This window comes from Rhodopseudomonas sp. WA056, assembly GCF_010906995.1.
GTDB classification, from domain to species: domain Bacteria; phylum Pseudomonadota; class Alphaproteobacteria; order Rhizobiales; family Xanthobacteraceae; genus Rhodopseudomonas; species Rhodopseudomonas palustris_G.
The window spans coordinates 1-12,990 of the sequence record NZ_QPFS01000132.1 but is presented as its reverse complement, the minus strand read 5'-3'; the positions used below and the strand labels follow the sequence as shown (position 1 = coordinate 12,990).

General features: G+C 66.9%; 12 protein-coding genes. 4 read left to right on the top strand and 8 right to left on the bottom strand.

What is annotated here, in order from left to right:
• Nucleotides 1-165 precede the first annotated feature (165 nt).
• Together DU475_RS20205 and DU475_RS24390 are read right to left on the bottom strand one after the other, a co-directional pair.
• Nucleotides 166-1,215, bottom strand: coding sequence for an ABC transporter substrate-binding protein (locus DU475_RS20205; protein WP_349644214.1), 1,050 nt, complete (start codon nt 1,213-1,215; stop codon nt 166-168).
• A gap of 386 nt (nt 1,216-1,601) precedes the next feature.
• Nucleotides 1,602-1,913: a hypothetical protein gene (locus DU475_RS24390; RefSeq protein ID WP_246700371.1), complete on the bottom strand. Its 312-nt coding sequence runs from the start codon at nt 1,911-1,913 to the stop codon at nt 1,602-1,604.
• Nucleotides 1,914-1,926: 13 nt separating this feature from the next.
• Between DU475_RS24390 and DU475_RS20200 the strand changes: the two genes are divergently transcribed.
• The 4 genes from DU475_RS20200 to DU475_RS20185 all read left to right on the top strand — a co-directional run bounded on the left by DU475_RS20200 (nt 1,927) and on the right by DU475_RS20185 (nt 7,363).
• Nucleotides 1,927-3,936: a TonB-dependent receptor gene (locus DU475_RS20200; protein ID WP_246700370.1), complete on the top strand. Its 2,010-nt coding sequence runs from the start codon at nt 1,927-1,929 to the stop codon at nt 3,934-3,936.
• Nucleotides 3,937-4,019: 83 nt separating this feature from the next.
• Nucleotides 4,020-4,811: a nucleotide-binding protein gene (locus tag DU475_RS20195; protein ID WP_164633133.1), complete on the top strand. Its 792-nt coding sequence runs from the start codon at nt 4,020-4,022 to the stop codon at nt 4,809-4,811.
• Nucleotides 4,808-6,133, top strand: a complete 1,326-nt coding sequence (locus DU475_RS20190; protein WP_164633132.1) for a nitrogenase component 1 — start codon at nt 4,808-4,810, stop codon at nt 6,131-6,133. Before DU475_RS20195 ends, DU475_RS20190 begins: the two co-directional genes overlap by 4 nt.
• Before the next feature lie 9 nt (nt 6,134-6,142).
• A complete protein-coding gene (locus DU475_RS20185; RefSeq protein ID WP_164633131.1) occupies nt 6,143-7,363 on the top strand; it encodes a nitrogenase component 1 in 1,221 nt (406 codons plus the stop codon).
• A gap of 192 nt (nt 7,364-7,555) precedes the next feature.
• Here the strand turns inward: DU475_RS20185 and DU475_RS20180 are convergent, their stop codons facing one another.
• The 6 genes from DU475_RS20180 to mbhE form a co-directional block, all read right to left on the bottom strand.
• Nucleotides 7,556-7,981 (bottom strand): Na+/H+ antiporter subunit G, encoded by a 426-nt coding sequence (locus tag DU475_RS20180; protein ID WP_164633130.1) that lies wholly within the window; start codon nt 7,979-7,981, stop codon nt 7,556-7,558.
• 6 nt (nt 7,982-7,987) lie between these two features.
• Complete coding sequence (locus DU475_RS20175) at nt 7,988-8,257, bottom strand: K+/H+ antiporter subunit F (RefSeq protein ID WP_013502135.1); 270 nt, start codon at nt 8,255-8,257, stop codon at nt 7,988-7,990.
• The gene (locus DU475_RS20170) at nt 8,254-8,742 is read right to left on the bottom strand and encodes a Na+/H+ antiporter subunit E (RefSeq protein ID WP_013502134.1); all 489 of its coding nucleotides are present in this window, start codon (nt 8,740-8,742) and stop codon (nt 8,254-8,256) included. Before DU475_RS20170 ends, DU475_RS20175 begins: the two co-directional genes overlap by 4 nt.
• Nucleotides 8,739-10,280, bottom strand: a complete 1,542-nt coding sequence (locus DU475_RS20165; RefSeq protein ID WP_164633129.1) for a monovalent cation/H+ antiporter subunit D — start codon at nt 10,278-10,280, stop codon at nt 8,739-8,741. Before DU475_RS20165 ends, DU475_RS20170 begins: the two co-directional genes overlap by 4 nt.
• Nucleotides 10,277-10,645 carry a Na(+)/H(+) antiporter subunit C gene (locus DU475_RS20160; protein WP_164633128.1) on the bottom strand — a complete coding sequence of 123 codons (369 nt, stop codon included), beginning with the start codon at nt 10,643-10,645 and terminating at the stop codon, nt 10,277-10,279. The genes DU475_RS20165 and DU475_RS20160 overlap by 4 nt, the downstream gene beginning before the upstream one ends.
• A gap of 1 nt (nt 10,646) precedes the next feature.
• Nucleotides 10,647-12,990, bottom strand: a 2,344-nt coding sequence (gene mbhE, locus DU475_RS20155) for a hydrogen gas-evolving membrane-bound hydrogenase subunit E (RefSeq protein ID WP_164633127.1), incomplete at its 5' end; no start/stop codon positions are given.

The following is a 12,990-nucleotide window of genomic DNA, read 5'->3' as shown; positions in this document are numbered from 1 at the left end:
GACAATCGTGCAGCAGAATGCCGAACACATGCGCCGTCGGCACCTGATAGCGCCCGGCCGAGAGGCACAACATCGCCGTTGCGATCGGCAACAGGATCAACGCGCCGATCGCGATCGGAGCAGTGATCGATCGGGCGTGACCGACCGCGGCAGCGTCGAGCGTACTCATCGCGCCGCCGCAAATCGTGCGTAGCCGGCGGAGCCGCCGTTCTGCCGCGCATGCAGGATGTCGTCGATCTCGCTGTCGACCAGGGCGTGATCGTACAGGAACGTGTACCAGGCGCGCATCTCTGCGCGCAGATCGGTCGCGACCAGCGCCGGATGCAGCAGCGCCGCGAGCCAAGTCCAGGCCAGTGCCGACTCGTGGCTCGGGGGATCCCAGCGATAGCCGCCGAGCGGAATGCGATACACCCGCCGATCCCTCACCGCCGCGACGCCCTGCAGCCGCGGATCGCGATACAGATCGTCGGGCGTCGCCGTATCGAAGTTACCGAGCAGGATGACGTCCGGATTCCACACCAGCATCTGTTCGAGCGTGACGGTGCGGCTGCCGCCGATCTCGCCCGCCGCGTTGCGACCGCCTGCCGTGCGAATGACGAAGTCCGAATAGGTGTCGCGGCCGGCGGCGGCAAACGAGTCCGACGCCCGCGACAGATGCAGCACGCGCGGACGCTCGGCATCGGACAAGGCGCCGAGCGCGGCGGCGAGCGCGTCGCGCCGCTGACGCTGCCGTTCGACGATCGCGGCCGCGCGCGGCGCCTGCCCGGCGAGCCGCCCCATCATCATGATCGCGCCTTCGACCTCGTCCTGGCCGCCGTATCGCAGCCCCAGCACAGTCAGTCCGGCGCGGTCGAGCATCGCGATCGGCTCGTCGCCCGAGGTCGCCCATTGCAGCACCGCGTCAGGATGCAGCGCCATGATCGCTTCGACATTCGGCACCACGCCGGCACCGCGGGTGATGCCGGTCGGGATCTTGTCGAACGACGGAAAGATGCGGCCGAGAATACCGGACTGCATCGCGCTCGCGGAGGCCGGGTTCATGCCCGCGACATGCGCAGCCGAGCGGTCGACCGCCATATATGTCGAGGGCGCCGGCATCGGCAGGAATACGACCCGCTGCGCCGGCGTGGCGACCGCAACCGTGCGGCCACGCTGATCGGTGAGCTCGCCGGCATGCGCCGAGCCGAGCATCGCCACGGCGACGACGCCGATCACGACAGCAGCTAATGATCTCGTCCGACGCGACGATCGCAGCATCAATTCAGAGACCCTCGAAACACCGGCGATCCCGCGCCGGACACGATGTGTCTTCATAGGGCGACGATACGCAAACGCAAAACCAAAACACCGCCGCTGCGCCCGAAGACCGGGGCCGCAGAATAGAATCGCTCAACGAGTGAACGCATCAGGTTGCGGGCATTGCTAATCGCACCTGCTCGGAACGGATCAATCAGAACGGACCCGCGATTTGTAATGTGTCGAAGTTTGCATCCGCATGGTGGTAGCCCGCCCACGCGCTAACGTGGGGATGGTGGTGAAGCGGACGACGACTCGCTAATGACCCAATTCACTAATGTGAGCTGGGGGACCTCGATTATGATTCAAAGGGCATTCACACTCGACTCCAGGAGACGCGCATTGCTCGCGTCGACGTGCGGCTTCAGCATCGCGCTGGCCTGCGCGATCACGGCAGGTTCGGGCGTCGACGCGCGCGCGCAGACCGCGGAGGCTGCCACGCAGCGCACGCGCCACGTCTTGCCGGAAGTGCGAGTGGAGTCCGCGAACTCATCGAGACCACGGCGCCAGGACGGATCCAGTGCGGGACGGGCGACACGGCGGACGGCGACGCCAGCGCGAACCCAGACGCAGACGCAGCAAGCGACGGTCGCCACCTCCGGCACGACGAACGACAATTCGCTCAAGCCGATGGGCGGCAAGCTGCCGCAGGCTGGTATCCCGCATCCGGCGCAGCAGAGCATCACCGTGGTCGACCGCGCGCAGATCGAGCAGACCAGCCCGACCAGCCTGCTCGACATTCTGCAGAACGTCCCCGGCGTGTCGATCGCGCGTGCCGGCGGCATCGGCGGTCAGATTTATCTGCGCGGGTTCTCGTCGAACAATTGGCGCTCGCCGATGTATATCGACGGCGACCGCTTCCGCGGCCGCAACACGCTGCAGCTCAATTATTTCGCGCCGGAGGAAATCGAGCGCGTTGAAGTGATCCGCGGACCCGGCTCCGTGGTGTACGGCTCTGAAGCGATGACCGGCCTCGTCAACGTCGTCACCCGGCGCCCTCAGGTCGATCCGTTCGGACCTTGGCGGATCGCACATGGCGGGTTCTCGGCGGGCTACAGTTCGGTCGACAACGGCTTCAGCACCTATGAATGGGCGCAGGCGGCCGGACTCGGCTTCGACGTACTCGGCGGCATCAGCTATCGCAAGGGCGGCAACTATCAAACGCCGAGCGGCGCCGCGCTCAACAGCGACTACGAGAGCATCGGCGGCAATCTGCGGCTCGGCTGGTCGCCGACCTACAACCAGCGCTTCGAATTGACGCTGCGCGACTATTGGGAAGAGGACGGCCGCGCCGGCGGCGTCGGCGGTGCCCCGGGCGCGCCGTACACACAAGTGCGGCAGCAGCCGAACCAGGTTCACATGGCCAAGCTGTCCTATTCCGGCGACTTCACCGATCAGTTGGTCCAGCACGTCGAAGGCTCGTTCTACGCCAATTACTTCGACACCAAGCTCTCCACCGTCAATACCGCCACGGCCGGGGTCGTCACCCGTTCGGTGAGCAACGTCGGCGGCCCGCTGGTGATCGGCGGCCGCGCCCAGGGTGTGATCCCATGGGAGCCGGCGCCGTGGGGCCTGATGAAGACGACGTTCGGCATCGACGGTTTCCAGGAATGGCGGCCCGGCAGCACCTCGTGGTCGGTGCGGCAGACTGCGACGACATCGACGATCTCGCCGGAAACCAAGACGGCTCCGGACAACACCCAGGCCAATGTCGGCGCTTTCGTGCTGAACGAGTGGACCCCGCTCAAGCTATTGACGCTGTCGGCCGGCGGACGGTTCGACTGGTTCAACACGACATCCGAACTGTCGCCGGTCAGTTCGACGAAGGCGCTCGAGGTGCTTCGCCGCAACGCCGACGTCAGCACCACTGCGCCGACCGGCAGCTTCGGCGCCACCGTTCACGTGACACCGATCCTCGACCTGCTCGCCTCGGTCGGCACCTCCTATCGCTATCCGACCAATTCCGAGCTGTTCACCTTCTCGGCCACCACAATTCCGAATCCGGAGCTGAAGCCGGAGACCGGCCTCACCTACGAGGGCGGCTTCCAGCTCAACTTCCCGACCGCCACCGTCAAGGTGACGGCATTCGACAGCCACTACGCGAACTTCCTGCAGACGGTGTTCGTCAACTACAACGGCTCGTCGATGACGCAGCGGCAGAACGTCGGCCATGCCACGGTCAACGGCGTCGAGGCCGAGTGGCGCTGGCAGGCGACGCAGTCGTTCAACCTGTACGGCAACGCCGCCTGGCTGCAGGCCACCAACACCGATACCGACACACCGCTGCCGTTCATCGCGCCGTGGAAGGGACGTGTCGGCGTGCAGTACGCGCCGCTCGGCTCCGGCTATTCGCTGGGCGCGGCGGTCGACTGGGCGGGCGCGAAGACCCGCATCAGTTCCACCGAGGAGTATCCGACCGGCGGTTACGCGGTTCCGAGCATCTACGCGTCGTTCGATCTCGGCATTCTGATCTCGCCGCGCCTCGGCGACACCAAGGTGCATCTCAGCCTGCAGAACATCTTCGACACGTCCTACGTCAGCGCAGCGACCTACGTGAACAGGTCGTATCCGCAGTCGATGTACAACCCGCTGCTGGAGCCCGGCCGCAACTTCACCGCCCGGCTCGTCCACACCTTCTGATGACGCGGTTTGGCGCCGCTCCTCTCGCCGCGGCGGCGTTCGCCGACGAGCCAAGAGCGGCGCCGGATTCGTGGAGAATGTCCATGAAGAAGATTGCCATTTACGGCAAAGGCGGTATCGGCAAGTCGACCACCGTCTCCAACCTGTCGGCCGCGCTGGCGCGGCGCGGGCTTAAAGTGATGCAGATCGGCTGCGATCCGAAGGCCGATTCCACCAAGGGACTCACGGGCGGCCAGCCGATCACCTCGGTGCTCGACGTGCTGAAGGTCAAGAAGACCAGATCTACGCTCGACGACCTGGTGGTCGAGGGCGATCTCGGCGTGCTGTGCGTCGAGGCCGGCGGGCCGACACCGGGCATCGGCTGCGCCGGCCGCGGCATCATTTCGGCGTTCGACCGGCTGGAGGAGCTCGACGCTTGGGGCAGACTGCGTCCAGACGTGGTACTGTTCGACGTGCTCGGCGACGTGGTGTGCGGCGGCTTCGCGATGCCGATGCGCAAGGGCTATGCCGACGAAGTGGCGATCGTCAGCTCCGGCGAGATGATGGCGCTGTACGCCGCCCACAACATCGCCAACGCACTCGCCAATTTCGCCACCCGCGGCTATGCGCGGCTCGCCGGCGTGATCCAGAACTCGCGCAACATCGCCGACGAGGACGAGCTGGTGCGGCGCGCCGCCGCCGAAATCAAAACCCGTGTGCTCGGCATCATCCCGCGCTGCGACCTCGTGCAGCAGGCCGAGGATCAGGGCCGCACCGTGGTGGCGTGTTTTCCGGATTCGCAGCAGGCCGCCGTCTATCACGAATTGACGCGCCTGCTGGTGCCCGACATCACCGCCCCGGCGTCCGGGCGCCCTCATCTGGCGGCGCTGTCATGAGCCGGGACTCCAGCGTCGCGCCGCAGGGTCGCATCCGTGTCGGCGATCTCGGCGCGGATCCGGGGCTTCTGTTCGATGAAGGCGCCGCCTGCCTGCATTATTGCGCACCGACCCACGGTGGCTGGGGCGTGCTCCGCACCGCGCTGCTTGTGCCTGAGATGTACGTGCTGTTCGTCTGCCCGGCGGCCTGCGGTCGGCACGGCGCCATCGCGGCGTTCGAGCAGGGACTGAAACCCCGCGTCGGCTATCTGTGCATCGAGGAGGACGAGATCGTCCTCGGCAGCTACGAGGACGAGATCCGGACCACCGTGCCGCTGCTGCTGCAACGCCTGGCGCCGCGGCCGAAGGCGTTCATGATCATCGTTTCCTGTATCGACGATCTGCTCGGCACCGACTACACGACGATGGTCGCCGAGTTCGAAGCCGCGCACGGCATCCCGTTCCGGGTCGGGCGGATGAACCCGATCACACTCGGCTCCGGGCTGCCGCCGCAACGCCGGATCCAGCGCGACATGTACGACTTCCTCGCGCCGCCACCGTTCAAGGACGACAGCGTCGGCCTGATCGGACCGTTCAGCCCGCTGGCGCAGGACAGCGAACTGCGCGACATGCTGGCGCGGTCCGGGTACGGGCCGGTCCGCCACATCGCCGACTGCTCGACCTTCGCGGACTTTCAGAAACTGGCAGCGGCGCGGCTCAATCTGGTGACGCGCCCCGAGGGCATCGCGGCCGCCGAGACGCTCGCAGCCAAGTTCGGCACGCCGTTCGTGATCGCACCGGTCGGATTCTGCGACGAGACGATCGCGGCGCGCTATCAGGCGATCGCCGAGGCGCTCGGAACGTCGCTCGATCCCGAGCCTGCCCGTGGAGCCATAGAGCTGGCGGTCGAACGAGCCCGGCGCGCTGTCGGCGGCCGCAGCATCGCGGTCGACGGCTCGGCGACCTGCAGCCCATTCGACCTCGCCCGCGCGCTGGTCGAGCGCGGCTTCAACGTCGCCCAACTGGTGGCGCATCAGCTTCCCGCGCACGAGCGCCCTGCTCTCGATTGGCTGGCCCGGCATGTCCCCGAGCTCGTCGTCACCTCGCCGATCCATCCGGTGCGGAGCTGGTCGCGGCCCGAGCAGCCGACCGCCGATATCGCGATCGGCTTTTCCGCCGGCTATCTCACTGGCGCGCCGGTGACGGTGCCGATCAGCTTCGATGAGGGGCTGTACGGTTATCACGGCCTGGCAACAGTGCTGGACGCGCTGGCGACGGCGGCGAGCGCTCAGCGCCCCGACACGCTCGAGGACATGGTGCGCGCCTACGGCCTGGTGGTGTGAGGACGACGCATGAGCTACCTGCTGACCAGACTGCCGCCGTTCGCGGCGGATTATTCCGGAGTCGCCTCGGCGCTGCACGATCTCGGCGGCCTAGTGGTGATCCACGATGCCTCGGGCTGCACCGGCAGCTACACCGGTTATGACGAGCCGCGCTGGTTTTCCAGCGACTCCAGCGTATTGAGCTCCGGTCTGCGCGAGTTCGACGCCATCATGGGCAACGATCAGAAGCTGCTCGATAATATCATCCGGGCGACGCGGGATCGCGACTACAGCTTCGTCGCCGTGGTGGCGAGTCCGGTTCCGATGCTGGTCGGCTTCGACGTCGACGGATTCGCGACGCTGGTCGAACACGAGACCGGCCTGCCGGCGTTCGGCTTCGCCACCACCGGCTTCGACCTTTACGACAAGGGGCTGGCGGCCGCGTTTCGAGCGGTTGCGGAGCGCTTCGTCGCCGAACCGGAGGCGCCGCCGCAGGGCGCCAACATCCTCGGCGCCTCGCCGCTCGACGACATCGGGCCGGCTCAGCTCCTGCGACTTCACCGGGTACTCGACCGCGCCGGCTTGCCTCTGATTTCGGTGTGGGGACAGCAGTCCGGGCTGCAAGCGATCGCCGGCGCCGCCGGTGCCGCGGTCAATCTGGTGGTTGCCGCTGCCGCATTGCCGCTCGCCAGGTTGATGCAGCGGCGCTGGGGCATCCCGTTCGTGACCGGTCTGCCGCTCGATTCCCGCGACGACATCGCGCTCGCGGCCGCGCTGACGACGGCGTCGGCGTCGGGCGATTCACCGCCAACCGACGATGCAAAATGCCGCGACGGCCACACGCCGTCCGGCGATATCGTGGTCCTGGTCGGGGAACAGGTCGCAATGAACGCAGTGCGATGCGCGCTGCGTCGCCGTCATCCCGCGACGACCGTTCGAGTCGCGTCGTTCTTCGCATGGGACGAGAGTCTGGCCGAACCCGGGGAACGCCGCCTCGCCAACGAGGAGGACGCCGCCGGCTGGCTCGCCGATCAAAGCCCCTCACTGGTCGTCGGCGACCCGCTGCTGGCATCGCTTCTGCCCGAGACGGCCCGCACCAGCTTCATTGCCGCCCCGCACCGTGCCGTCTCGGCCCGGCTCGACTGCCGGCCGGTCGGTCGGTCGCACCAGCCGGAGCAAGAGACGGCCGATTTCCTGGAAGAGATTCTGTGCCGCGTCCCCGCGACGCTCGCCGCAATCTCCGTCCCCTAGAGCAGTTCTGCTTTTTATGGAATCAGAGCTGATCCGCACCGCCTGCCACACGCACAACCTCATGGTGAGGAGGCGCGTAGCGCCGTCTCGAACCATGTGACGCAGGGAATGCGTTGCCCCATCCTTCGAGACGCCCGGCTTCGCCGGGCTCCTCTGGATGAGGACTCAGTGCCTTCGTACCCGCCGGGCGCCTCAACGTTCTCGGATCGCTCCGGCGTCGTCGGGGCGATGTTTTGCCTTCGCAGCGGTGGCGGGGCCGGCGGCGTGCGGCAGGTAGGTGGCCCATTCGCCGCCGTGCGCCGGGCGCGGCAAGCTTCTGTGCAGGGCCCTGCTCCGCAACATATAGGCCTTTGCAATCATGTTCGCAGCGATCGGTGCCGTCAGGAACAGGAACACCGAAATCATCAGTTCGTGCAACGACGGCGCGCCGCGCAGCAGCGCGAAATACAGCATCGAGGCGATCAGCAGCGATCCGATCCCGAGCGTGGTGGATTTCGTCGGCGCGTGCAGACGGCGCATCAGATCGGGCAGCTTCACGAGGCCGAACGACCCGACCACCAGGAAGAAAGCGCCGATCAGGATCAGCACGGAGACCAGAATTTCGCTCGCCCAGACCATCGCCGCCTACTCGATCACGTTGCCACGCAACAGGTACTTGCAGAACGCGATGGTGGTCAAAAATCCGACCGCCACGAACAGCAGCGCCACTTCGAAGTACATGCTGGTGCCGAACCAGATCCCGATCACCACCACCAGACCGATGGTGTTGATCACCAGCGTATCGAGCGCCAGAATTCGATCGAGCACATCCGGCCCCTTCGCCAGGCGGTAGAGGTTCATCAGCGCCGAAACCGCAATGGCAGCAATCGCAACGAGGCAAGCCGTCTGGATCATCCGTAGATCTCCTGGAGTCGTCGTTCGTAGCGGCTTTTGATCTGGCTCACGGCCTCGTCCGGATCGGTGGTGTGCAGGCAGTGCACCAGGATGGCGCGGCCGTCGGCGGACAGGTCGGCACTGACCGTTCCAGGCGTCATCGTGATGGTGCCCGCCAGCAGCACGATCGCCTCACGCGACGTGATGTCGAGGGGAACCACCACGAATTGCGTCCGCAGGCTGTCGTTGGACCGGAGCAGCACCCAATACGCGACCTGGACGTTCGACACCACGATGTCCCACAGCACCACGGCCGCATAGCCGATCAGCTTGTGCGGCCGGCGCAGCGTGGGGCGGTTCGGCCAGTACGGGCTGGTGAGCAGCGGCACGACGATCCCGAGCAAAAGACCGAACACCACGCTGCCGACCGACACCGAGTTGATCAGCGCGACCCAGACCCCGGTGATCAGCAGCGACATCACCGGATGCGGCAGCAGCCTGGTCATGGCCTTCCCCTCCCCGATTCCGCGACTGCGGCGGGACTGACCGCTCCGACATAGGCCCCGACGTCGAGGGTTTGCCGCGCAGTCGCGTCGAGCTCGCGAGCGACCGGTCCGGCAAACACCGACAGCAGCACTGTCGCGGCGAGCAGCCCGACCACGACCGCTGCCGGCACGGTGATCGAAGGCGCCGCCGCGGTGCGCGCCGGAGCCGTGCGCCTGAGTTCGGTCTTCCAAAACAGCGTGCTGCCGGCGCGCGCATAGCCGACGATCACCACAAGGCTGGTGCCGAGCAGCACGACCCAGCTCGCCGTGCCGAGCGGCCGGTCCCAGACCGCATCGAGGATCAGCAGCTTGCCGACGAAGCCCGACAGCGGCGGCATGCCGGTCATCGCGATCGCCGCGACGAAGAACAGCGCCGCGAGCAGCGGCAGCCGCGGCGACGCCGGCGCCGCGACCAGCCGATCGGCATGGCGGCCTCGTTCGGTCGCCACCAGATCGGCCACCAGAAACAGCACCGCGCCGCTCATCGTGCTGTGCAGCAGATAGTACAGGCCGGCCGACAGCCCGCCCTGGTCGAACAGCCCGATCGCCAGCAGCAGCGATCCCATCGACCACACGATCGAAAAGCCCACCAGCCCGAGCAGCGTCGTGCTCGCCAGCACGCCGATCGCCCCCAGCACCAGCGTCGCCAGCGCGGCCGGCATCACCCACGGCGCCGCGATATCGGCCGCCGCCCCGGCACCGGCGCCGAAAATCACGGTGTAGACCCGGACGATCGAATACGCTCCCACCTTGGTCATCATCATGAACAGCGCCGCAACCGGTCCCGCCGCCGCGGCGTAGGCCGACGGCAGCCACCATTGCAGCGGCACCAAAGCGGCCTTCAGCGCGAACACCAGCAACAGCAACAGGGCGCCGACCCGAAGCAGCGCTTCGTCGCCTGCGGCGACGTTGCCGACCTTGTTCGCAAGATCCGCCATGTTGAGCGTGCCGGTCACGGCATAGATCAGCCCGACCGCGAATAGAAACAACGTCGATCCGACCAGATTGATCGCAACGTAGTGGAAGCCGGCGCGCAGCCTCCGCTCGCCGCCGCCGTGCAGCAGCAAGCCGTAGGACGCGATCAGCATGATCTCGAAGAACACGAACAGGTTGAATACGTCGCCGGTCAGGAAGGCGCCGTTCAGGCCCATCAGTTGAAACTGGAACAGTGGATGGAAGTGGCGACCGCGCGCGTCCCATCCGGCCAGCGCGTAGATCACCACCGCCACCGCGAGCAGCGCGGTGAGCAGCAGCATCGTCGCCGACAGCCGATCCAGCACCAGCACGATGCCGAACGGCGCCGGCCAATTGCCGAGCCGGTAGCTCATCGGATCGCCGCCGGACGCCGCCACATACAGCCACACTGCGATGCCGAGCGACAGCACGGTCGCTCCGATCGACACGGCGCGCTGGCCGGCGAGATCGTGACGCATCACCAGGATCAGGAAGGCGGCGACCACGGCCGGCACCACGATCGGAGCGACGATGAGATCGATCATCGGTCGGCTCCCGGGTGGTGAAGGTCGCGGCGTTCATCGCCCGCCGGACTGTTCTCGACCCTTTCGGTGCCGGTCTCGAGGAAGCCCCGGAGCGCCAGCACCACCACCAGCGCGGTCATTCCGAACGAAATCACGATCGCGGTGAGTACCAGCGCCTGCGGCAGCGGATCGGTGTAGTCGGACGAGCCGCTTCCGGTGATCGGTGCGCGATCGATCGCCAGCCTTCCCATCGCGAACAGGAACAGGTTGACCGCATAGGTCAGGAAAGTGGTGCCGATGATCACCGGGAAGCTGTGCCGGGACAGCACCAGATACAGCCCGACCATCGTCAGCACGCCGATTGCGCTCGCGACCAGCAGTTCCATGTCAGCTCTCCGCCGGTGCAGCGGCGGGTGGTGCCGGCCGCGGTGCGGCTTGCGGCGTCATCGGAATGTCCGACGGACCGGCCGGCACCGGCCCTCGGTTGGCGCGATGCTCGACGCGGGAGATCTGCGACAGCGACAGGAACACGGTTCCGACCACGGTCAGAAACACCCCGACGTCGAACAGCAGCGCGGTGGCGAGCTCGACCTCGCCGATCAGCGGAATCGGCACATAGACGAAGTAGCTGGTCAGGAACGGCCGGCCGAACAGGAACGAGCCGATGCCGGTGGCGGCCGCGATCAGGACGCCTGCGCCGAGCAGGCGATGCCCGTCGATGTTGCGCTGCTCGGAGCTCCAGGTGTAGCCGCTCGCCATGAACTGCATGATGATCGCGGTGGCGACGACCAGGCCGGCGATGAAGCCGCCGCCGGGCTGGTTGTGGCCGCGCAGGAAGATGTAGATGCCGACCGTGATCGCCAGCGGCAACAGCAGCCGCGTCGCCACCACCAGCATCAGCGGGTGAGCGTCGGCGGATTCGAGCCGCTGTCGCATCCTGTCGAGCCGCCGCGCTGCGGCGCCTTCGAACGCGGTGCTGAGCAGCGCGAAGATCACCAGCGCAGCGATGCACAGCACGATGATCTCGCCGAACGTGTCGAAACCGCGGAAGTCGACCAGAATGACATTGACGACGTTGGTGCCGCCGCCGCCCGGCTTGGACTCGGCGAGATGGAACGCGGAAATCGAGTCGACGTCGCGGGTCATCACCGCGAAGGCCAGCCCCGCCGCCGCCAGACCGCCGCAAGCGGCGATGGCGCCGTTGATCCATTTGCGGACGGTGGCGGTCTCGGGCGGGGTGACTTTCGGCAAAAGGTTGAGCGCCAGCAGCAGCAGAATGATGGTGACCACCTCGACCGAGATCTGGGTCAGCGCCAGATCCGGCGCCGAGAACAGCATGAAGGTGAGCGAAACGATCAGCCCGACCACGCTCGACAGGATCAAGGTCACCAGCCGATGGATGTGGAATGCCATGACGCCGAGGCTGGCGACGACCAGCAACACCCAGCCGACCGCCGCAGGCAGATTGAGTGGCAACATCGGCCGCGCGCCGGCCGCATGATTGCCGCCCGCGAACCCGATCGCGCCGACCACCAGCACGGTCAGCACGATCGCCGCGAGATAGCGCGGGAGGGATTCGCCGTGCAGTCGGCGAATGACCCAGCGTGCGGCGCGAGCGCTGGCGGCGACCGTGACGTCGAACATCGTCTTGGCGTCGGGCCGCGGCAGCAGGTTGCGCAGCCGCTCGAGCGACGCCAGCGCCCACAGCAGCCCCAGACCGCCGCCCAGTGCGACCACGCTCATCAGCAGCGCCAGCGTCGGCCCGTGCCAGATCGCCAGCGGCTCGAACTGCAGCGGCGTGGAGCCGACGACCGCCTGTGCGGTCCGCTGAACCAATCCGCCGGCCACCAATTGCGGCCACAGTCCGATCGCCAGCACAGGCACCACCAGCGCCGCGACCGGCAACCACATACCGACCGGCGGATCATGCGGCGTGCCCGAGGCATGGGCGTGCCGCCGGCCGAGATAGGTGGAGAACGCCAGCCGCGCGGAGTATGCGGCCGACAGCAGCGCACCGACCGTCGCGGCGACCGGCACGATCCAGTCCTGTCCCATCGCCCCGGTGTGAAGCGCGGCCTCCAGCATCATCTCCTTCGACAGAAAGCCGTTGAACAGCGGCACGCCGGCCATCGCCGCGGCGGCGGTCAGCGCCAGCACCGAGGAGATCGGCATCAGGCGTAACAGCCCCCCGAGCCGGCGAATGTCGCGGATGCCGGTCTCGTGGTCGACGATGCCGACGCTCATGAACAAGGCGGCCTTGAAGGTGGCGTGGTTGAGGATGTGAAACACGCAGGCGATCACCGCATATTCGGTGCCGAAACCGAGCAGCATCACCATCAGGCCGAGATGGCTCACCGTCGAATATGCCAGGATCGCCTTGAGATCGGTCTTGAACAGCGCAATCCATGCGCCGACCAGCATCGTGACCAGGCCCGTGGTGGTGACGATCGCGAACCACCAGTCGGTGCCCGCGAGCACCGGCCACAGCCGCGCCAGCAGAAACACACCGGCCTTCACCATGGTGGCCGAATGCAGATAGGCCGATACCGGCGTCGGCGCCGCCATCGCGTGCGGCAGCCAGAAGTGAAACGGAAACTGCGCCGATTTGGTGAACGCGGCGCCCAGTAACAGCAGCAGGATCGGGAGATACAATGGCGATTCCCTGACAGCGTCGCCGCGCTGCAGAATCTCGGTCAATTGATACGAGCCGGCGGCCTTGCCGAGCAACAGC